Source organism: Burkholderia sp. IDO3 (assembly GCF_003366075.1).
GTDB lineage: Bacteria > Pseudomonadota > Gammaproteobacteria > Burkholderiales > Burkholderiaceae > Burkholderia > Burkholderia anthina.
In genome coordinates, this window is record NZ_CP028963.1 from 1967759 (window position 1) to 1989518 (window position 21760).

At 66.5% G+C, this 21760-nt stretch carries 18 protein-coding genes; 2 read left to right on the plus strand and 16 right to left on the minus strand.

Annotated elements, in window-relative coordinates; all coding sequences use genetic code 11:
• Positions 1 to 15: 15 nt before the first annotated feature.
• The 5 genes from DCN14_RS23755 to DCN14_RS23770 all read right to left on the minus strand — a co-directional run bounded on the left by DCN14_RS23755 (position 16) and on the right by DCN14_RS23770 (position 5588).
• Entirely contained in the window at positions 16 to 1197 is a 1182-nt protein-coding gene (locus DCN14_RS23755; protein WP_115531440.1) for an acetyl-CoA C-acetyltransferase, read from the minus strand.
• A 99-nt stretch (positions 1198 to 1296) separates the two neighbouring features.
• Positions 1297 to 3171: a class I poly(R)-hydroxyalkanoic acid synthase gene (gene phaC, locus DCN14_RS23760; protein ID WP_096508774.1), complete on the minus strand. Its 1875-nt coding sequence runs from the start codon at positions 3169 to 3171 to the stop codon at positions 1297 to 1299.
• 132 nt (positions 3172 to 3303) lie between these two features.
• Complete coding sequence (locus DCN14_RS38095; protein ID WP_143331746.1) at positions 3304 to 3519, minus strand: hypothetical protein; 216 nt, start codon at positions 3517 to 3519, stop codon at positions 3304 to 3306.
• Positions 3520 to 3527: 8 nt separating this feature from the next.
• The gene (gene pgeF, locus DCN14_RS23765) at positions 3528 to 4367 is read right to left on the minus strand and encodes a peptidoglycan editing factor PgeF (protein WP_096508773.1); all 840 of its coding nucleotides are present in this window, start codon (positions 4365 to 4367) and stop codon (positions 3528 to 3530) included.
• Positions 4368 to 4373: 6 nt separating this feature from the next.
• Entirely contained in the window at positions 4374 to 5588 is a 1215-nt protein-coding gene (locus tag DCN14_RS23770; protein WP_096508772.1) for an RluA family pseudouridine synthase, read from the minus strand.
• 41 nt (positions 5589 to 5629) lie between these two features.
• Here DCN14_RS23770 and DCN14_RS23775 point away from each other — a divergent pair, with 41 nt between their 5' ends.
• Positions 5630 to 6454: an outer membrane protein assembly factor BamD gene (locus DCN14_RS23775; RefSeq protein ID WP_096508771.1), complete on the plus strand. Its 825-nt coding sequence runs from the start codon at positions 5630 to 5632 to the stop codon at positions 6452 to 6454.
• An 88-nt stretch (positions 6455 to 6542) separates the two neighbouring features.
• On the opposite strand, the gene DCN14_RS23780 is transcribed toward DCN14_RS23775, so the two are convergent.
• The 3 genes from DCN14_RS23780 to DCN14_RS23790 form a co-directional block, all read right to left on the minus strand.
• Positions 6543 to 8792 (minus strand): ATP-dependent DNA helicase, encoded by a 2250-nt coding sequence (locus DCN14_RS23780; protein ID WP_096508770.1) that lies wholly within the window; start codon positions 8790 to 8792, stop codon positions 6543 to 6545.
• A gap of 55 nt (positions 8793 to 8847) precedes the next feature.
• Complete coding sequence (locus tag DCN14_RS23785) at positions 8848 to 9063, minus strand: YdcH family protein (protein WP_096508769.1); 216 nt, start codon at positions 9061 to 9063, stop codon at positions 8848 to 8850.
• 77 nt (positions 9064 to 9140) lie between these two features.
• Positions 9141 to 9893, minus strand: coding sequence for a hypothetical protein (locus tag DCN14_RS23790; protein WP_096508768.1), 753 nt, complete (start codon positions 9891 to 9893; stop codon positions 9141 to 9143).
• A gap of 158 nt (positions 9894 to 10051) precedes the next feature.
• Between DCN14_RS23790 and DCN14_RS23795 the strand changes: the two genes are divergently transcribed.
• Entirely contained in the window at positions 10052 to 12376 is a 2325-nt protein-coding gene (locus tag DCN14_RS23795) for a Tex family protein (RefSeq protein WP_096508776.1), read from the plus strand.
• A 120-nt stretch (positions 12377 to 12496) separates the two neighbouring features.
• Here DCN14_RS23795 and DCN14_RS23800 read toward each other — a convergent pair whose 3' ends face one another.
• From DCN14_RS23800 to hflX, 8 genes are all read right to left on the minus strand, one after another.
• Positions 12497 to 14410 (minus strand): potassium transporter Kup, encoded by a 1914-nt coding sequence (locus DCN14_RS23800; RefSeq protein WP_096508767.1) that lies wholly within the window; start codon positions 14408 to 14410, stop codon positions 12497 to 12499.
• Between the two features lie 274 nt (positions 14411 to 14684).
• Positions 14685 to 15281 carry a phosphoribosyltransferase gene (locus tag DCN14_RS23805; RefSeq protein WP_021163124.1) on the minus strand — a complete coding sequence of 199 codons (597 nt, stop codon included), beginning with the start codon at positions 15279 to 15281 and terminating at the stop codon, positions 14685 to 14687.
• A gap of 8 nt (positions 15282 to 15289) precedes the next feature.
• Positions 15290 to 16636: an adenylosuccinate synthase gene (locus DCN14_RS23810; RefSeq protein WP_096508766.1), complete on the minus strand. Its 1347-nt coding sequence runs from the start codon at positions 16634 to 16636 to the stop codon at positions 15290 to 15292.
• Positions 16637 to 16749: 113 nt separating this feature from the next.
• Positions 16750 to 17898 carry an ATP phosphoribosyltransferase regulatory subunit gene (locus tag DCN14_RS23815; RefSeq protein ID WP_096508765.1) on the minus strand — a complete coding sequence of 383 codons (1149 nt, stop codon included), beginning with the start codon at positions 17896 to 17898 and terminating at the stop codon, positions 16750 to 16752.
• Positions 17899 to 17998: 100 nt separating this feature from the next.
• On the minus strand, positions 17999 to 18190 hold the full coding sequence (locus DCN14_RS23820) for a DUF2065 domain-containing protein (protein ID WP_009687995.1): 192 nt from the start codon (positions 18188 to 18190) through the stop codon (positions 17999 to 18001).
• Between the two features lie 35 nt (positions 18191 to 18225).
• Positions 18226 to 19125 (minus strand): protease modulator HflC, encoded by a 900-nt coding sequence (locus DCN14_RS23825; RefSeq protein ID WP_096508764.1) that lies wholly within the window; start codon positions 19123 to 19125, stop codon positions 18226 to 18228.
• Between the two features lie 15 nt (positions 19126 to 19140).
• Positions 19141 to 20487, minus strand: a complete 1347-nt coding sequence (gene hflK / locus DCN14_RS23830) for an FtsH protease activity modulator HflK (protein ID WP_096508763.1) — start codon at positions 20485 to 20487, stop codon at positions 19141 to 19143.
• Positions 20488 to 20534: 47 nt separating this feature from the next.
• Positions 20535 to 21710, minus strand: a complete 1176-nt coding sequence (gene hflX / locus DCN14_RS23835; RefSeq protein ID WP_172441955.1) for a GTPase HflX — start codon at positions 21708 to 21710, stop codon at positions 20535 to 20537.
• Positions 21711 to 21760 lie beyond the last annotated feature (50 nt).

Below are 21760 nucleotides of genomic sequence, written 5' to 3' on the forward strand. Positions count from 1 at the left end.
GTGACGAACGGCCGGTTACGGACGTTCGACCGCGAGTGCGACGCCCATCCCGCCGCCGATGCACAGCGACGCCAGCCCGCGCTTCGCGTCGCGCTTGACCATCTCGTGCAGCAGCGTCACCAGGATCCGGCAGCCCGATGCGCCGATCGGGTGGCCGATCGCGATCGCGCCGCCGTTCACGTTCACCTTCGACGTGTCCCAGCCCATCTGCTTGTGCACCGCCAGCGCCTGCGCCGCGAATGCCTCGTTGATTTCCATCAGGTCCAGGTCGCCCGGCGTCCACCCCGCACGCTCCAGGCAACGGCGCGAGGCCGGCACCGGACCCATCCCCATCACGCTCGGATCCACCCCCGCGTTCGCGTACGCCTTGATCCGCGCAAGCGGCGTCAGCCCCAGGGCCGCCGCCTTCTGCGCCGACATCACCAGCACCGCCGCCGCGCCGTCGTTCAGACCCGACGCGTTCGCCGCCGTCACCGAGCCGTCCTTCGAGAACGCCGGCTTCAGGCCCGACAGCGATTCCGCCGTCACGCCGTGACGCACGAATTCGTCCGTCGCGAACTGCAGCGGCTCGCCCTTGCGCTGCGGAATCGACACCGGCACGATCTCGTCGTTGAAACGGCCGGCCTTCTGCGCGGCTTCCGCCTTGTTCTGCGACAGCGCCGCGAATGCGTCCTGCTCTTCGCGCGTGATCCCGTATTCCTTCGCGACGTTCTCCGCCGTGATGCCCATGTGGTACTGGTTGTACACGTCCCACAGGCCGTCGACGATCATCGTGTCGACCAGCTTCGCGTCACCCATCCGGAACCCGTCGCGCGAGCCCGGCAGCACGTGCGGCGACGCACTCATGTTTTCCTGGCCGCCTGCGATCACGATCTCCGCGTCGCCCGCCGCGATCGCGTTCGCTGCCAGCATCACGGCCTTCAGGCCCGAGCCGCACACCTTGTTGATCGTCATCCCCGGCACCGCATTCGGCAGGCCGGCCTTGATCAGCGACTGGCGCGCCGGGTTCTGCCCCGAGCCTGCCGCCAGCACCTGACCCATGATCACTTCGCTCACCTGATCGGGCTTCACGCCCGAGCGCTCCAGCACCGCGCGAATCACCGCCGCGCCCAGTTCCGGTGCTGCAACCTTCGCCAGCGAGCCGCCGAATTTGCCGACCGCGGTCCGCGCGGCCGATACGATCACTACGTCCGTCATTTCCCTTTCCTCCAGGCCCGCACGACACGGCGCATCGTTACCGGCCCTGTTAAAAAAACTGCGGTGCATCGGACAGCGTGCGCCGCTGTCCGGTTTTCGTCAATCGCGCTGCAACACGTAACGGCCCGGCGCCGGCTCGATCACCGGGAACTGCGCGGAACCGGGCTTCGCGGGCGGCGCCACCTTGCGGCCGCCGTACTGCTCGAGCCATTCGGCCCAGGTCGTCCACCAGCTGCCCGGCTGCTCGGTCGCGCCGGCAAACCAGTCGTCCGCGGATTCGGGCAGTTCGCCGTCGTTGATCCAGTAGCTGCGCTTTTTCTTCGCCGGCGGATTGATCACGCCTGCAATGTGACCCGATGCGCCGAGCACGAACTTCAGCGGGCCCGTCAGGATCGACGTCGATTCATAGGCGGTCTGCCACGGCACGATGTGATCCTCGCGCGACCCGTAGATGAAGGTCGGCACGTCGATGCGCGACAGGTCGACGGATTCGCCGCACACCGTCAGCGCGCCAGGCACGCGCAGCTTGTTTTCGAGATACGTATTGCGCAGGTACCACGCGTACATCGGGCCGGGCAGGCTCGTCGAGTCACTGTTCCAGTAAAGCAGGTCGAACGGCGCGGGCGTGCGGCCCTTCAGGTAGTTGTCGACCACGTAGTTCCACACGAGGTCGTTCGGTCGCAGGAACGAGAACGTATTCGCGAATTCGACGCCGCGCATCAACCCCGGCGGCGTGCCGTTCTTGCCGCCGATGGTCTGCTCGCGCATCTGCACGTGCGCCTCGTCAACGAACACGTCGAGGATGCCGGTATCGGTGAAGTCGAGCATCGCGGTCAGCAGCGTCATCGACGCGGCCGGATGTTCGCCGCGCGCGGCGAGCACCGACAGCGCCGTCGCGAGCATCGTGCCGCCGACGCAGAAGCCGAGCGTGTTGATCTGCTCGCGGCCGCTGACCTGCTGCACGGCATCGATCGCCGCGAGCAGCCCTTCGTTCATGTAGTCGTCCCACGTCTTGTGCGCGACCGACGCGTCGGCATTGCGCCACGACACGAGGAACACCTGATGGCCGCTCGACAGCGCGTGCGCGACGAGCGAATTCTCGGGCTGCAGGTCGAGGATGTAGAACTTGTTGATGCACGGCGGCACGATCAGCAGCGGCCGCTCGAACACCTTGTCCGTCTTCGGCGTGTACTGGATCAGCTGGATCAGGTCGTTCTCGTAGACGACCGCGCCTTCGGTACACCCGAGGTTCTTGCCGACCACGAATTGCGATTCGTCGGTCTGCGAAATCTTGCCGCGCTGCATGTCGCCGAGCAGGTTCATCATCCCCTGCCGCAGGCTTTCGCCCTGCGTCTCGAGAATCGATTTCTGCGCATCGGGATTGAGCGCGAGGAAATTGCTCGGCGCGGCGGCAGCCGTCCATTGCTGGACCGAGAAACGGATGCGCTCGCGCGTCTTCGGATCGGTCTCGAGCGCGTCGGCCAGTTCCTGCAGATAACGCGCGTTGAGCAGATACCACGCCGCGGCGAACGCATGCGCGGGCGAAGCCTTCCATGCGTCCGCGCTGAAGCGGCGGTCCTTCAGCTCAGGCGATTCGAGCTTCGCGGCGACGCTCTGCTGCATCAGCGTCATGCAGTCGCGCGCATAGTCGGCCTGCAGTTTCCGGAGCCGTTCGGGCGGAATCGCTGCGACCGGCAGCTTCAGCCCGGCGAACGGCGACGCCATGCCGCCGAGGCTGCCCAGGTCGGGCATCGACGGCATCTGGAACGGAAGCGATGTCGGGAACTGGAATGCGGCGAACGGGTTCGCCGTGCTCGCCGCCGTGGCGGCACGCGCCGGATCGGCGAAACCGCGCCATGCGTTCAGCCATGCCTCGAACATCTGCTGCATCGGCTGGGTGGCCTGGTCGAATCCGGTGCTGCTCGCGGAAGTGCCCGCCTGAGCGGACGTCGACGAATTTTTCGATGCTGTCATTACCTGCCTTACCGGTGATTCGTGAGCGTCAATCGTGAAATCCTGCTCGCGCGCGGCGTGCCGGCTGCGAGCCGGGCCGTCATGCTCTGGAGAGGCGTCTCCAGATTCTGCCGCAGTGCGGTATTTTTATCATTATCGTTTTCCCCATGTGAAGCACGGCGTCAAACCACTGAACATTTCCGCACGGAGATAATCGGTGCGCAACAAGCGGGACAAGGCTTCCGGCAAAACATAAAACATATTGACCGACTTGACTTCGCGATTATTCATTCGATTGCCCATACCACGCCGCATTGCCGCGCCAATATCGAGATAAAGCGATTGCGCGGCGCAATAAAGCGCGCGCAATCAGTCGATCAGTCGGCCAGCCAGATCGCCGCGGCCATGCGGCCGGTCACACGGTCGCGCCGGTACGAATAGAAACGCGCGTGTTCGGCGACCGTGCAGGCGGCCCCGCCGCTCATGTGCGCGACGCCCGCGCGAACGAGGCGCAGGCGTGCAAGCGCATAGAGATCGGCGAGAAACTTGCCGGGTGCGCCGTCGATCGCGGCGAACGCTTGCCGTGTGTCATCATGCTCCGACAGCGGAGCCGTGTCGAGAAACGCATCGCGTACGTCCGCGCCGACTTCGAACGCCTGCGGGCCGATCGCCGGCCCGAGGTATGCATGGAGTTCATTCGTCGCGCCGCCGGCGAGCGCCGCGACGCGTGCCGCGGTCTGCTCGACGATACCGGCCGCGAGCCCGCGCCAGCCCGCATGCGCGGCGCCGACCGCGCGCCCCTGCGCATCGCACAGCAGCACCGGCAGGCAATCCGCGACCATCACGACGCACACGGCATTCGCACGCGCCGTGACGCTCGCGTCGGCCTGCATGGGCGCAGCAGCACCGGGCGCGGCATCGATCACCTCGTCCGCGCGCACGATCTGCGCGCCATGAACCTGCTCGAGCCATGCCGCGCTCGACTGCCCTGCCAGCGCAAGCAGGCGTGCGCGGTTCGCGGCGACATGCGCCGGATCGTCACCGGTATGCAGGCCGAGATTCATGCCGCCCGGCCGTTCGGCGCCGTCCTGCCAGCGGCCGTACGGGCCTTCGCTGACCCCGCCGTCGCGCGTCGTGATCAGCGCGCGCACGCGCGGCGACACCTGCCAGTCGGGCCGTACGCAGTCCTGCCATGTCAACGGCGCAAGGTTCGTCATCGGCACTCACTCCTCATCATCGTCATCCGGATACGACGCGTCGTCGTGGTCCTCGTAGTCGCCGCCGAAATCGCCATCGTCGTAGGCGCCTTCATCGTCGAAATCCTCGTCGCCCTGTCCGAATCCGAGCGCGGCGACGAGCGCGTTCATGTCGTCCGGCAACGGGCAGCGCCACTGCATCGTCCTGCCCGTGACCGGATGCACGAGGCCGAGCCGCCATGCATGCAGCGCCTGCCGCGCGAATCCGTCCGGCAGCGGCGCGACCGAGCGCTTGCCGCGCGCGCGTCCGTACACCGGATCGCCGAGCAGCGGGTGCCCGACGTGCGAGCAGTGCACACGGATCTGATGCGTGCGGCCGGTTTCGAGATCGCACTGGATCGCGGACACCGGCTGACGTTGCCACATGCATGTGTCAACCGTACGGAAATGCGTGCGCGCCGGCTTGCCCGACGCGCCCGTGACGACGGCCATGCGCGTGCGCTCGCGCGGATCGCGGCCGATCGGTGCGTCGATCGTGCCGTCTTCGGGCATCGCCCCCCAGACGAGCGCGAAATAGCGGCGCTTCACCGTGCGCGCCTGCAGCTGGCGCACGAGGTCGGTCTGCGCGGCGAGCGTGCGTGCGACCACCATCAGGCCCGACGTCTCCTTGTCGAGCCGGTGGACGATCCCCGCGCGCGGCAGGCCGGCCGCGGCGTCGCCGTAGCGATGCAGCAGGCCGTTGAGGATCGTGCCGCTCCAGTTGCCGGCGGCCGGATGGACGACGAGCCCGGCCGGCTTGTTGATGACGACGAGCGCGTCGTCCTCATAGATCACGTCGAGCGGCACGGGCTCCGGCGTAAACGCCAGCTGCTCCGGCAGCAGGTCGGGCACGAGCTCGATCTTCGCGCCGAGCGGCACCGGCTGGCGGATCTTCGCCGGCGCGCCGTCGACCAGCACGCGCTGCGCCTCGATCCAGCTCTGCAGGCGGCTGCGGGAGAATTCGGGGAACAGCTGGGCGAGCGCCTTGTCGAGCCGTTCGCCCGCGAGCGACAGCGGCACTTCGACGATGCGCGGCGCCTCATCGGCCGCCGCGGAAGGCACGACAGGCGGCTGCATCGCGCCTGCAGCCAGATCGTCATCGGGGGAATCCCCCGACGCAGCGTCGGCGGGCCGATCGCTTGGGCTATAATCTTCGCGATTTGGCTTGCCCCGCGGGGCATTCTGCGAACTTGAACGGGTCATTTAGACTGGGTCACCGAGACTTGAAGCTAGGACATGCGAGCATGATGAATTCGACCAAACGTACGGCCAAGACCGTCGCCGCCCGAGCTGCGGCGGTAGCGGCCGCGGCCCTCATCGCCGGCTGCCACGGCTTGCCGCAGAAGCAGGACGAGACGGCTACCTGGTCGAACAACAAATTATACTCAGAGGCCCAGGACGCACTGTCCGGCGGCGACTGGGGCAAGTGCGCGAAATACTTCGAATCGCTGCAAGGTCGCGATCCGTTCGGCCATTTCGCGCAACAGGCGCAGATCAACGTCGCGTACTGCAACTGGAAGGACAACGAAGCGGCAGCCGCCGACCAGGCCGTCGACCGCTTCATTCAGCTCCACCCGGATCATCCGGACATCCCGTATGCGTACTACCTGAAGGGGATGATCCACTTCAACGACGATCTGGGCCTGTTCGGCCGCTTCTCCGGCCAGGACATGAGCGAGCGCGATCCGCAGGCACTGCGCGAATCGTACGATGCGTTCAAGGTCGTCGTCGACCGCTACCCGAAGAGCAAGTACGCACCCGACGCCGCGGCCCGGATGCGCTACATCGTCAACGCGCTCGCATCGCACGAAGTGCACGCGGCCGACTACTACTATCGGCGCGGCGCCTACGTGGCGGCGATCAACCGCGCGCAGCTCGCGATCAAGGACTACAAGGGCGCGCCGGCCATCGAGGACGCGCTGCACATCATGATCCTGTCGTACGGCAAGCTGAACCAGCCGCAACTCGCCGATGACACGAAGCGCGTGCTCGCCGGTACGTTCCCGGACAGCCCGTACATCACCGGCCATTCGCGCCCCGGCGCGAAGAAGTCGTGGTGGCAGTTCTGAGCCCCATCCGCGGCAGATAAAAAAACCCGGCCATCGAGCCGGGTTTTTTATTGGCGCCGCGTGCCGGACAAGCACACGCGGCATGCGCTCACGCGCGCTCTTGCGCGCGATGCTCGTCGAAGAAGTCCTGCACGACCGCGATCTCGCGAGTGCGCTTGAACGGCGGCAGGCTCTGCCAGATCCGCCTGCCGTATGGCTTGTCGACGAGCCGCGTGTCGCAGATCATCAGCACGCCGCGATCCGTCTCCGCACGAATCAGGCGCCCCGCGCCCTGCTTCAGCGTGATCACGGCCTGCGGCAACTGGTGAACCGCGAACGGGCTCAGGCCCTTCTTGGTGAGCGCATCGAGCCGCGCCGCCAGCACCGGATCGTCGGGCGGCGCGAACGGCAGCTTGTCGATCACGACGAGCGACAGCGCGTCGCCGCGCACGTCGACGCCTTCCCAGAAGCTCTGGCTGCCGACGAGGATCGCATTCCCGTACGAACGGAAGCGATCGAGCAGCTCGGTACGGCTCGCATCGCCCTGCACGAGAAGCGGCGTATTCCAGCCGCGCGATTCGATCACGTCGCGCAGCTTCGACGCGATCCGGTCAACCGCGCGCAGCGTCGTGCACAGCATGAACACGCCGCCGCCCGACGCCTCGATCGCCGGCAGCGCGGCGTCGAACACCGCATCGGTAAATGCCGGCGACGACGGCTGCGGCAGGTTGCGCGGCACGTACAGCAGGCCCTGCGTCTGATAGTCGAACGGGCTCGCGAGCGTCATCGAGCGCCGCGAACTGAGGCCCATCTGCGCCGCGTAGTGCGTGAAGTCACCGCGCACCGACAGCGTCGCCGACGTGAAGACCCATGCACGCGGCACGCCGGCGCGCTGCTTCGCGAAAATCGGCGCGACCGACAGCGGCGTTTCGTGCAGCTGCACGGTATGCGCGAACACTTCGACCCAGCGCACCTTCTCGTTCGGGTCGCCATCAGTGGCTGCCTTGTCGCCGGCTGCCGCAGCGTCGGCCTTCGCCGCCGCTTCCGCCGCGCCAGGCGTCACCCAGCCGGCCAGCAGATCCTGCAGCTCGCGGGCGCGCCGCAAGCACGCACCGAGCGATTCCGCCCGCTCCGCCTGGCTCGCAAGCGCCGATGCGAGCGCATCGAGCGCCGTCTCGAGCGCGTCCAGCGCGCCGAACATCGGATGATCGTCGCCGAGCTGCGCGAGCGACATGCGCACGATCTGGTCGTTCGCGAATGCGAGGCGCAGGTCGCGCGCCGCACGCTCGAGATCGCCGCCGAGCTTCACCCACTCGACCGCATCGCGCGCATGACCGAGGCCTTCGGCCACCGTGTCGCGCGCGAGTTCGAGGATCTGCGTGGTCGACAGCGTCTCGCCGAAGAACAGCGTCGCGGTCTCCGGCAACTGATGCGCTTCGTCGAAGATCACCGTGTTCGCGTTCGGCAGCAGTTCGGCCATCCCCGTGTCGCGCAGCATGATGTCCGCGAAAAACAGGTGATGGTTGACGACGACGATGTCGGCCTGCTGCGCCTCGCGTCGCGCCTGCATCACGAAGCATTCCTTGTAGTGCGGGCACTCCTGGCCGAGGCAGTTGTCGCGCGTCGACGTGACCATCGCCCACACGGGCGCCGTCTCCGGCACGCTCGCGAGTTCGGCCTTGTCGCCGCTCTTGGTGACTTTCGCGAAACGGACGATTTCCTGCAGATACGCGGTGTCCTGTCGCGACGGCAGGCGACCGTTGTCGGCCGTGCGCTGCAGGTAGTAATGGCACAGGTAGTTCGAGCGGCCCTTGAGCATCGCGACCGTCACCGGCACCGCGAGCGCGTTGCGCACCGTCGGGATGTCGCGCTGAAAGAGCTGATCCTGCAGGTGCTTCGTGCCGGTCGACACGATCACCTTGCCGCCCCACAGCATCGCGGGCACCAGATACGCGTAGGTCTTGCCCGTACCGGTGCCGGCTTCGACGATCAGCGTGTTGTCGCCGCTGTCGCTGTCGGACTCGGCCGCGACCACGCCGTCCGCGGCCGCTTCGGCCGCCTTGTCGCCGTCGCCGAGCCGGCGTGCCGGCCGCTTGCGGGTCTCGAAAATCTCCGGCTCGGGCATCCGGCGCGCGGACGCCTCCATCGCGGACGCGACAGCGCGCGCCATTTCGATCTGCGACAGGCGCGGGTGATATCCGTCGAGCGCACGCGCAAGCAGCCCGCCTTCGCCGAAGATCGTGTCGAGCTCGTCGACACGCTTGCGGCTCAGCTCAAAGGTGCCTTCGGGCGCACGAACGCGCCCGGCGGACGACGCGTCACGCCGGGCATCGGGGGTGGCTTCAAGCGGTGAATTCAAGGCAAGCGTTCCTGTGTCCAGCGCCCGGGCGGCGCCGGCGCTCGCCAGGCCGCGCTCAAGCGCGCTTATCCGGTTCCAGCTGCGATTGCAGCAAAATGATTTTGTCCTTGGCAGCCAGCTTTTCCTTCTTCAGCCGGTGCAGCGTGACGTCGTCGATGTCGGAGTGCCCTTCTTTCAGCTCGATCTCCCGAGCGAGCTGCTGGTGCTGCTCCTGCAATGCAGCCAAACGGTTATGCAATTCCTGCTGCTGTTCCGTGTGACGGTTTTGCATACTTGCCTCCTCATCGAAGCAGCGCGCCGACTGGCGTGCCGACACGCTCGAGACTGATTCCGGTTCAATCCAACACGTTACTGCCCCTGCTGTTGCTGCTGCTTGGCCTTTTCGGCCGCTTCCTGCTGACGCCGTTCGATATCGGCCTTGTGCTGTGCGGCTTCCTGCTGCTTCTGCTGGTAGCGCGCGGTGTTGTCCGCCCGCTCCTGCGCCTTCTGCGCGGCCTGCTGGTGCGCCTGGTCGAGCTTGCGCTGGAAATCCGCCTGCTTCTGGTCGTATGCCTGCTTGTTCGCGGCATGCTGCGGCCCTTCCGCGCCGCGTTGCGCCTGCTTCAGTGCATTCTGCTCCTGCTTGTCGCGGAACGCAGCCGCGTTCGCCGCGTCGGTCGCCGCCCGCTGCGGCGCTTCCGCCGCATTCTGCGCCTGCTTCAGCGCCTGCTGCTGGTCACGCTGCTGCGCACGGACCGCGCGCTGCTCGTCGTCGAGCGCGAGTTGCTCCTGGCGAATGCTCGCCCGCTCCTCGCGCATCTGGTCGCGCGCATTGCCGAGACAGTGATTGACGAAGAACTTGCTGTAGCAATCGTGCTCCGCCACCGCATAACGATAATCGTTTTCCGCGGAACGTTGATTGAGCACTTTTTGACGGGAGTCAAAATCCTGCGTGGCGGAAGCCGCTACGGGCGCGGCTGTGGCGGCATCCGGCGCGACTGCGCCCGATGCCTGCGCGTACGCGGCGCAAGGCCCTGCGGACAAAGCCGCGACGAGCGCTGCGCCGAGCGCGACGAGAGAAATGCGGGAAGTTGGCAACGTCGTAGGAAAGCTGCGGGACATGTGTCAAATTCTATCACCCCCGGCTGGAGGCTCCGCCATTTATGGCAAAATGCCCCGCTTCACTCACCCGCGGCATCTGGTCCGGCGGGCCCGTCACGCAGCCCGCCGCGCGGCCTGCCGGCCCGCGCCGCGATTTCAGCAGGCAGATCATCCACGACATGACGGAAACCGTAGCACTCAAGATCGTACAGCGCATCGCCACCGAACTGTCCGTCCAGCCGCGCCAGGTCGCGGCGGCCGTGCAACTCCTCGACGAAGGCTCGACCGTTCCGTTCATTGCCCGGTACCGCAAGGAAGTGACCGGCAACCTGGACGACACGCAGCTGCGCCAGCTCGAGGAACGCCTCCTGTATCTGCGCGAGCTCGAGGATCGCCGCGCGACGATCCTGTCGAGCATCGACGAGCAAGGCAAGCTGACCGACGAGCTGCGCGCCGCGATCGGCGCGGCCGACAGCAAGCAGGTGCTCGAAGACCTTTATCTGCCGTACAAGCCGAAGCGCCGCACGCGCGCGCAGATCGCCCGCGAAGCCGGCCTGGAGCCGCTCGCGCAGGCGCTGCTCGCAAACCCGCTGCTCGACCCGCAGACGGAGGCCGCCGCCTACGTCGACGCTGACAAGGGCGTTGCCGACGTGAAGGCCGCGCTCGACGGCGCGCGCGACATCCTGTCCGAGCAATTCGGCGAAACCGCCGAGCTGCTCGGCAAGCTGCGCGACTACCTGCACAGCCAGGGCGTCGTGTCGTCGGCGGTCGTCGAAGGCAAGGAAAACGAGGAAGGCGAGAAGTTCCGCGACTACTACGATTACGCGGAAACGATCCGGACCGTGCCGTCGCACCGCGCGCTCGCGCTGTTCCGCGGCCGCAACGCCGGCGTGCTGACCGTCAAGCTCGGCCTCGGCGAAGAGCTCGACGCGCAGGTGCCGCACCCCGGCGAAGCGATGATCGCGCGCCATGTCGGGATCGCGAACCAGGGCCGCCCGGCCGACAAGTGGCTGTCCGACGTGTGCCGCTGGTGCTGGCGCGTGAAGGTGCAGCCGCACATCGAGAACGAACTGCTCACGCAACTGCGTGAAACGGCCGAAGCCGAAGCGATCCGCGTGTTCGCACGCAACCTGAAGGATCTGCTGCTGGCCGCGCCGGCCGGCCCGAAGGCCGTGATCGGTCTCGACCCCGGCCTGCGCACCGGCGTGAAGGTCGCCGTCGTCGACCGCACCGGCAAAGTGCTCGCCACCGACACGATCTACCCGCACGAACCGCGCCGCGACTGGGACGGCTCGCTCGCGAAGCTCGCGCGCATCGCCGCGCAGACGCAGGCCGAGCTGATCAGCATCGGCAACGGCACCGCGTCGCGCGAAACCGACAAGCTCGCGAGCGAACTGATCGCGAAGCACCCCGAACTGCGACTGCAGAAGATTGTCGTGTCGGAAGCCGGCGCATCGGTCTACTCGGCGTCCGAACTCGCTGCGAAGGAATTCCCGGAAATGGACGTGTCGCTGCGTGGCGCCGTGTCGATCGCCCGCCGCCTGCAGGATCCGCTCGCCGAACTCGTGAAGATCGAGCCGAAAGCGATCGGCGTCGGCCAGTACCAGCACGATGTGAACCAGCGTGAACTCGCCCGCTCGCTCGACGCGGTGGTCGAGGATTGCGTGAACGCGGTCGGCGTCGACGCGAACACCGCGTCGGTCGCGCTGCTCGCCCGCGTATCGGGCCTGAACGCGACGCTCGCGCGCAACATCGTCGACTACCGCGACGCGAACGGCCCGTTCCCGTCGCGCGAACACCTGCGCAAGGTGCCGCGGCTCGGCGACAAGACCTTCGAACAGGCGGCCGGCTTCCTGCGCATCAACGGCGGCGAGAACCCGCTCGATCGCTCGTCGGTGCACCCGGAAGCCTATCCGGTCGTCCAGCGGATCCTCGCGAAGATCAGCAAGCGGATCGACGACGTGCTCGGCAGCCGCGACTCGCTGTCCGGCCTGTCGCCGGCAGAATTCGTTGACGAACGTTTCGGCCTGCCGACCGTGCGCGACATTCTGTCCGAACTGGAGAAGCCGGGCCGCGACCCGCGTCCGGAATTCAAGACCGCAACGTTCCGCGACGGCGTCGAGAAGGTCTCCGACCTGATGCCCGGCATGCTGCTCGAAGGGGTCGTGACGAACGTCGCCGCATTCGGCGCGTTCGTGGACATCGGCGTGCACCAGGACGGCCTCGTCCACGTGTCCGCGATGTCGACGAAGTTCATCAAGGATCCGCACGAAGTCGTGAAGGCGGGCCAGGTCGTCAAGGTCAAGGTGATCGACGTCGACGTGAAGCGCCAGCGCATTGCGCTGACGATGCGCCTCGACGACGAAGCGGCGGCACCCGGCATGGCGCCGCGCGGCGGCCAGGATCGCGGCAACGCCGGCCGCGGCGCGGCACGCCCGCAGCGCTCGCGCGAGCCGGAACCGGCCGGCGCCATGGCCGCGGCATTCGCGAAGCTCAAGCGCTGAGCACGCGAACGCTGTCGACCGACGACAAAAAGCCCGCCGAATGGCGGGCTTTTTCATGGTTCGAACGGTAAGCACGCGACCGGATCGGCATGGGCCGCATGCGGGGCCCGCACGCGGTGTTCAGATCTCGATCTTGGTACCGAGCTCGACGACGCGGTTCGCCGGAATCGAGAAGAAGTCGGTCGGCTTCGCCGCGTTCTGGTGCATCCACGCGAACACGCGCTCGCGCCAGATCGACATGCCCGGCAGATGCGTCGGCACGACCGTCTCGCGCGCGAGGAAGAACGACGTGTCCATCAACTCGAACGTCATGTCGTGCGTGCGGCCGAACTCCTCGAGCACCGCCTTCACGTCCGGTGTCTCGTTGAAGCCGTACTGCGCCTTGACGATGTAGAGGCCGCCGCTCGCATCGCGCGAACTCAGGCGCTTGTCGTCGCGCACGTAAGGAATGTCGCGCGTGACGAACGTCAGGAAAATGGTCCGCTCGTGCAGCACCTTGTTGTGCTTCAGGTTGTGCAGCAGGCTCACGGGCACGAGCGTGTCGTTGCCGGTCAGGTAGATCGCGGTGCCCGACACGCGGTGCGGCGGATGCGCGAGCAGCCCTTGCAGGAACGGCTCGAGCGGAATACCGTCGGCCGCCGTGCGTTCCTTGACGATGTGCCGCCCCTTGTACCAGGTCATCAGCAGGAAGAACAGCAGCGCGCCGATGCCGAGCGGCAGCCAGCCGCCCTGCGCAACCTTCAGCAGGTTCGCGCCGAAGAAGCCGAGGTCGATCGCGAGGAACACCGCGATGATCGCGCCGACCAGCAGCCGGTTCCAGTTCCACACCTTCACCATCACGACGCACGCCAGCACGGTCGTGATCACCATCGTCGCGGTCACCGCGATACCGTACGCGGCCGCGAGGTTGTCGGAACTCTTGAAGCCGACCACGATGCAGAGGATCACGAACAGCAGCAGCCAGTTCACGACCGGCACGTAGATCTGGCCGATCGCCAGTTCGGACGTGTGCAGCACCTTCATGCGCGGCACGTAGCCGAGCTGGATCGCCTGCGACGTCAGCGAATACGCGCCCGAGATCACCGCCTGCGACGCGATCACGGTTGCCACCGTCGACAGCACGACGAGCGGCAGCAGCGCCCAGTCCGGCGCGAGCAGGAAGAACGGGTTTTCGATCGCCTTCGGATTCTGGATCAGCAGCGCGCCCTGGCCGAAGTAGTTCAGCACGAGCGACGGCATCACGAGCCCGTACGCGGCCAGGCGGATCGGCTTCGCGCCGAAGTGGCCCATGTCCGCGTAGAGCGCTTCCGCACCGGTCAGCACCAGCACCACGGAGCCCAGCACGACGTACGCCTGCAGCAGGTGCTCCGACATGAACGACGCAGCGTAATACGGGTTGATTGCCGCGATGATGCCCGGCACGCGCAGGATGTGATACACGCCGAGTGCCGCGATCGCGATGAACCACAGCACCATGATCGGGCCGAACAGCTTGCCGACCATCGCGGTGCCGTGACGCTGGATCCAGAACAGCGCGATCAGGATCACGATCGTGATCGGCAGCACGAGATGGGACAGGTGCGGTGTCGCGATCTCGAGACCTTCGACCGCTGACATCACGGAAATCGCCGGCGTGATCACCGCGTCGCCGTAGAACATGCACGCGCCGAATATCCCGAGCGCCATCAGCGCGCCCGCGACGCGGGTTTTCGAATCGAGCGGCCGCAGCGACAGCGCCATCAGCGCGAGCACGCCGCCCTCGCCGTTGTTGTCGGCCCGCATCACGAACAGCAGGTACTTGACGCCGACCACGAGGATGATCGCCCAGAACAGCAGCGAGATCACGCCGAGGATCGAGCTCTCGGTGAGCGGAATGCCGTGTGCGGGGCTGAACGCCTCCTTCAGCGAATACAGCGGGCTCGTGCCGATATCGCCGAACACGACGCCGATGGCTGCTATCGCAAGCGCCCGCATCGAATGTTGGTGTGTCGAATTCGCGTGGGCCGCGTCGGTCGCCTGGATCGTGTCGTTCATATGAAGCGTAATAATCGGGTCCGATTCGGACAAAACGAGCGCTATTCTACTCGCGCCCCCGTGAAACGCCGCCCTGCGCTGTTGCCCTGAAACCACGTGACCTTACGCTGCGCATGCAATACGGCACGAGCTGTGGCAGGGCTGCCATCATAGCCGGGGCCGCGCCGTCTGCCTACCGCGCATGCCGATTGTCGCGCGGACACATCCGGTCCGCCAATGAAAAACGGCGCCGCAAGCGGCGCCGTACAAGGCTTTCCTTCGATCGGCCGGCCGCTTACGCGCCTGAACCGTCGCGCTGCGCGCGACCGCGCTTGATCCACGCCTCGAGATTGTGCGGACGAACCGTGTCCCACTCCTCGAACGGCTGATGAATCCACGGATTCGTCGGCAGATACTGCGTGTGATAGTCGGGCTTGACCTTCGAGCAACCCTTGTACCAGAGCACGGCCGAACGCACGGCCGTGACGGACGGATAACGCTCCTTCAGGTGCTCCTGCACCCGCGCGAGCGTGACGCCCGAATCGACCAGATCGTCGACCAGCAGCACGTTGCCCGCGAGGTTGCCGCGCGTCATCGTGATGTACTGCGCGATGTCCAGCTCGCCCTGCTCGGTACCGGCCGCTTCGCGGTACGAACTCGTCGCGAGGATCGCCAGCGGAACGTCATAGATCCGCGACAGCTGGTCGCCGACGCGCAGACCGCCGCGCGCGAGGCACAGGATCTGGTCGAACTTCCAGCCCGAAGCATGCACCTGGAGCGCGAGCAGTTCGATCAGACGATGGTATTCGTCCCAGCCCACCCACAGATTCTTGTCGTCGTTGCGCGGATCAGTCATCAAGTCTGCCGCTGTCATCGTGATTTGCTGCGTCATGCTGAAAATTAAACCTTGAACGGATGGCGGAGCAGGATCGTTTCGTCGCGGTCCGGGCCGGTCGACACCATGTCCACCGGCACGCCAGCCACTTCCTGGACACGGGCCAGGTATGCCTGCGCATTCGCCGGCAGCGCGTCCCACGTCTTGATGCCGACGGTGCTTTCCTTCCAGCCGGCGAACGTTTCGTACACCGGCTCGCAACGCGCCACGTCGGCTGCGCCGCGCGGCAGGATGTCGGCGTCCTTGCCGTCGATCTTGTAGCCGACGCACAGCTTCACTTCATCGAGACCGTCGAGCACGTCGAGCTTCGTCATGCACAGGCCCGACACGCCGTTGATCTGGATCGAGCGGCGCAGCGCGGCTGCGTCGAGCCAGCCCGTACGGCGCGGACGGCCGGTCACCGAGCCGAATTCCTTGCCGACGTTCGCCAGCGTGACGCCGACCTGGTCCTGACGCTGCGGATTGTCCGCATCGTACAGTTCGCTCGGGAACGGGCCCGAGCCGACGCGCGTGCAGTACGCCTTCGTGATGCCGAGGATGTAATTCAGCTTTTGCGGACCGACGCCGGCGCCGGCCGAGGCCGCACCCGCGACGCAGTTGCTCGACGTGACGAACGGATAGGTGCCGTGGTCGATGTCGAGCAGCGTGCCTTGCGCGCCTTCGAACAGCAGGTTCTGACCGGCGTTGTTCGCGTCGTACAGACGGCGCGACACGTCGGCCACCATCGGCTTCAGGCGATCGGCATAGCCGAGCATCGTGTCGAGCGTGGCCTGGAAATCGACGGCCGCGGCGCCCAGGTACTGGGTCAGCACGAAGTTGTGGAAATCGAGGTTTTCGCGCAGGCGATCGGCGAAGGTCTTCGCGTCGAACAGATCCTGCACGCGCAGCGCGCGGCGGCCGACCTTGTCTTCGTACGCGGGGCCGATGCCGCGGCCGGTCGTACCGATCTTGCCCGCGCCCTTGCGCGCTTCGCGCGCCTGGTCGATCGCGATGTGGTACGGCAGGATCAGCGTCGTTGCTTCGGAAATGAACAGGCGGTCGCGCACGTTCACGCCGGCCTCTTCCAGCTCGCCGATTTCCTTGAACAGTGCCTCGGGGGACAGGACGACGCCGTTGCCGATGTAGCAGGCGACGCCTTCACGCATGATGCCCGACGGAATGAGGCGCAAGATGGTTTTCTTGCCACCGATGATGAGGGTGTGGCCGGCGTTGTGACCGCCCTGGAAACGCACGACGCCCTGAGCGTGGTCCGTCAGCCAGTCGACGATCTTGCCCTTGCCTTCATCACCCCATTGCGTTCCCACGACGACGACATTGCGCCCGGGAGTCACGTTCACTGCGCTGGCAGACATGTTGATTCGTTAGCTGGTTAAAAACGTATTCTACCTATGTTCGCGGGCGATTCCGAATTTTTCCGTTTCGCTTCAACGATATGCACGCCGAACGACAGCCCGCGAACGCCTGTTTAACGGGGCTCGACCACCCACGCGCCGTTGCGTTCGACGAGCGAACGGTCGCACGCGAATTCGTCGAGCACATGATCGTGCCCCGGCAATGCCTGGATCACGACCTCGCCCGCATCGCGCAGCGCCGCGACGGCCGCGCGCAGCGCGTCGTCGTGCACCCAGGGCGCGAGGATCGCGGCGCCGCGCGCCTCGACCGGCGAGATCCGCGCGAGCTCGCGCAGGTCAAGCGACAGGCCCGTCGCGGGACGGGCCCGGCCGTATGCCTGGCCGACGTTGTCGTAGCGGCCGCCGCGCGCGATCGCGTTCGGCACGCCGTCGACGTAGGCCGTAAACATCGCGCCGCTGTAGTACGCGTAGCCGCGCAGGTCGGCAAGATCGATCGCCACTTCGACGCCCTTGGCCTGCGCCGCGAGCTGCGCGAGATCGTCGAGCGCGCGCGTGATTTCGGGCAGCACCGGCAGGCGCGAGCGCGCCTCGTCGAGCACGCTCGCGTCGCCGTACAGATCCGGCAGTGCGCGCAGTGCCGCGCGTGTGTCGGCGCCCAGATCGTCCGTCAATTCGTTCAGCAGCGGCACGTCCTTGCCCGACAGCGCGTCGTGCAGTTCCTCGCCGCGCGCGGCCGCCTGTGCGTCACGCGCGAGCAGTGCCGCGAGCACGCCAGCGTGGCACAGATCCAGGCGGATCCGCGACAGACCCGCGAGATGCAACGCCTCGAGCATCAGTTGCTGAATCTCGAGATCGGCTTCCAGCCCCGCATGGCCGTAGATTTCGGCGCCGATCTGGATCTGTTCGCGCGTCGCGTGCAGGCCGCGCGGACGCGTATGCATCACGTGGCCCGCATAGCAGAGGCGCGTCACGCCCTGGCGATTCAGCAGGTGCGCGTCGATGCGCGCGACCTGCGGCGTGATGTCCGCGCGCAAGCCGAGCGTGCGGCCCGACAGCTGGTCGACCAGCTTGAAGGTGCGCAGGCGCAGGTCGGCGCCGCCGCTCGTCAGCAGCGACTCGAGATATTCGAGCAGCGGCGGCATCACCATTTCGTAGCCGTACGAACGGAAGCGGTCGAGCAGCCTGCGACGCAGCTCCTCGATCTTGCGCGCTTCCGACGGCAGCACGTCGGCGATATTCTCGGGAAGTAACCAGGTCGACATCGGTACGGTCCTACGACGGGAAACAGGGCGCGACACGCGCGCCGCGAAATGAATCGGAAATCGGAATCGGGCGGAACGAACGGCGGATGCGCCGTCCGGGTCAGGTGGCGAGCAGCAGCAGGACGAGCCCGAGCGCCATCACGATGAGCCCGCCGATCCGGATATGATGCGGCGGCCGCTCCGCTATTCTACGAAACGTGTCGCGCCAGGCGACGGGAAATACGAAGGGGAACGCCCCCTCGATGATCAGCATCAGTGCTACCGCGAGCAACAACGAGCCAGCCAGATCCATGCGAGCGACGGCGCCGCTCGTCGCGGCGCCCCAAGTCAGTGTTTGCGGGGAGCGGGTGCCGCCGGTGCGGCACCGCCCGTCGGGCTGCGCATGAAACGGAAGAACTCGCTGTCGGGATCGACGACGATGATGTCGTTGCGCTTGAAGGTATTCCGGTAAGCCTGCAGGCTCGCGTAGAACTGGTAGAACTGCGGGTCGCGGCCGAACGCATCGGCGGCGATCGTCGCGGCCTTCGCGTCGCCCTCGCCCTTGATCGTCTGCGCGGACTTGTACGCATTCGCGAGCACGGCCTGCTGTTCGCGTTCCGCATCGGCCTTGATCTGTTCGACGTCGGCAGCGCCCTCGGCACGCACCTGGGCGGCCTGGTCGCGCAGCGCGGTAATCATCCGCTGATAGACGGCGTCCGTTTGCGCGGCCGGCAGATCGACACGCGTGAGCTGGACGTCGACCACGTCGATGCCGAAGCCGGACGCCTTCTCCCGCACCGCATCGCGCGCCGCATCGGCGATCTCGCGCTGGCCGCCGAGCGCGTCGTCGAGCGCGCGCTTGCCGAATGCGTCGCCCAGCGCACTCTTCAGCGCACCGGCCAGACGTTCGTTGGCGGCCGCCGGATCGCCGCTGGATGCCGTGAAATACTTCATCGGATCGCTGATCCGGTATTTGACCGCGTACGCGACGAGCAGGTCGTGCTTGTCCTGCGTCGCGAGCTGCAGCGGGTCCGACGACTCGAGCGACTGCAGGCGCGTATCGATCAGCGTCGCCGTCTGCAGCGGCGGCGGCAGCTTGAAGTGAATGCCGGGGCCCGCGAGTTCGGGCTGCGCGCCGTCACGGCCCGACAGCACGGCCGCATGGCGCGGATCGACGGTCAGGACCGTCGACGATGCCGCGAAGGCAACGATCACGATTGCGACGACGAGCGCAATGATTCGGTTCATGTTCTGCGCTCTCCGTTACTTCAGATCGTCTTCGCGCGAGCGGCTGCGGAACGCTTCGCGCGACCGCAGCACGTCGCTGCCCGCTGCCGGCGCGGCGGCGGCCGAAGCCGCGCTGGCCGGCGCACTCGCCGTGCCGTCGGCCGGTGCCGACGCCGAGGCCGCGTCGGGCGTGGATGCGCCTGCGGACGCCGCGGCGTTTTGTCGCCCCTGCTCGACGATCTTGTCGAGCGGCAGATACACGACGCTGTTGCCGCCCTTGTTGCCGACGAACACCTTCGTCGTGTTCGAATAGATTTCCTGCATCGTCTCGAGGTACATCCGCTCGCGAATCACCGCGGGCGCCTTCGAATACTGCGCATAGGCCTGCTTGAACCGGTCGGCGTCGCCTTCGGCCTCCGTCACCACGCGATCGGCATATGTCTTCGCTTCGTCGACGAGTTTCGCGGCATCGCCCTGCGCCTTCGGCAGCAGGTCGCTCGCGTAAGCCTGTGCGGCACGCTTCGCGGCTTCGCGCTCGTCGCGCGCCTTCGCCACTTCCGCATACGCGGCCTGCGTCTGCTCCGGCGCCGCGACGCTTTGCATCGTGACGGCCGTGACTTCAAGCCCGGTCTGGTAGCGGTCGAGATCGCGCTGGATCGCGGTCGAAAGCTGCTCGCGCAGCGCGTCGCGATCCTGGTTCAGCATGTCGGCGGCACTACGCGTGCCGACGATCGCGCGCACCGCGGCCTGCGCGGCCTGCGACACGCTGCGCTCGGGATCGACGCTGCGGAACAGGTAATCGGTTGCGGAACGAATCCGGTACTGGACGACGAAGCGCACGTCGACGATGTCGGCATCGCGCGTGAGCATTGCCGCTTCCTTGACGTTCGCGAGGCGCACGACGTTGTTGCGGCCGATCTCGATCGAACGGACCTGCGACGTATCGACGATCTCGTGCGACGCGAACGGATACGGCGCGCGCCAGTGCACGCCCTGGCCGACGGTGCCCGACAGCTTGCCGAGTTGCAGCACCACACCCGTCTGGCCGTCCTGCACGACGAACAGCCCGCTGCCCGCATAGACCGCGACCAGCACGCCGATCACGATGCCGACGCCGACACGCGCGGCCCGGCCGTTGTCGGGCCGGAAGCCGTTGCCGCCCTTGCCGCCAAACAGGCCGCTCAGACGCCGGTTGAAGTTGCGCCACATCTCGTCGAGATCGGGCGGGCCGTCACCGTCGCCGCCGGGCGGACGCTTCGATTCGTTCGTACGCGGACGGGATCCGTCGTTGCCCTTGCCTTCGCTACGTCCCCAGCGGGGATCGTTGATCGACAGCAAGGCGCGCATCCGCCGCAAGGTACTCCGCTCGTTGTATTCGTTCACCAGAGTTTGTTCACCAGATTGGACGCCGGCGAACCGGCCGGGACCGGTTAGCGCCCGTGTTCGGAAATCGTGCGGTCTTCGTGTGGTTCAGCGGGTACGCCGTCGAGCGCGTCGTCGGATAACGTCGCGCCGGAAAGGTGTTCCGCGGAGGCGATCTCGGCGATGGCGGCACGCAACGCATCAAGACCCTGACCGGTGCGCGCGCTCAAAAAGACGCGCGAAATATTACCATATTCGTCCCGCTCGACCGCGTCGCCACGGGCCGCCAGCTCGGGCACGGCGTCGATCTTGTTGAACACCAGCACCTGTCGGATCGTGTCCGCGCCGATCTCGTGCAGCACGCCGTTGACCTGCTCGATCTGTTCGAGCCGCACCGCGCTCGATGCATCGACCACGTGCAGCAGCAGATCCGCATGGATCGTTTCCTCGAGGGTCGCGCGAAACGCGGCAACCAGCTGGTGAGGCAACTCGCGGATGAATCCGACCGTATCGGACACGACGATCTGGCCGACTTCGTCGCCCAGATACACGCGCCGCGACGTCGTATCGAGCGTCGCGAACAGCTGGTCGGCCGCATAGGCCTGCGCTTTCGTCAGCGTATTGAACAGCGTCGACTTGCCCGCGTTGGTATAGCCGACGAGCGACACCGACATCGTGCCGCTGCGTGCGCGCTGGCGCCGCTGCGTGCTGTGCTGCCGGCGCAGCCGGTCGAGTCGCGATTTCAGCATCTTGATGCGCTCGCCGATCAGCCGGCGGTCGGTTTCGAGCTGCGTTTCACCCGGGCCGCGCAAGCCGATACCACCCTTTTGCCGTTCCAGGTGGGTCCACGCGCGAATCAGGCGCGTCGACAGGTATTGCAATTGCGCGAGCTCGACCTGCAGCTTGCCTTCGTGGCTGCGGGCGCGCTGGGCAAAGATATCGAGGATGAGGCTCGTGCGATCGACCACGCGCCTGTTAAGCGCCTGCTCCAGATTACGCTGCTGGGCCGGTGCAAGTGCGTGGTTGAAGATGACGATTTCGACGTTGTGCGCGTCGCAGGCAAGCCGCAGTTCTTCGGCTTTGCCGCTGCCGATGAACATCTTGGCATCGGGACTGGAGCGACGACCCGTGAGGGTGACGGCGGGACGGGCCCCTGCACTGGAGGCGAGAAGACTGAGTTCTTCGAGACTGGCTTCGAAATCGGTCTTGCCGAAATCGATGCCGACGAGCGCTGCGTTGATCAAATTATCGGGTGTCAAGATAAGGCGGCTGGCATCGGTCGCTCGCGGCGACC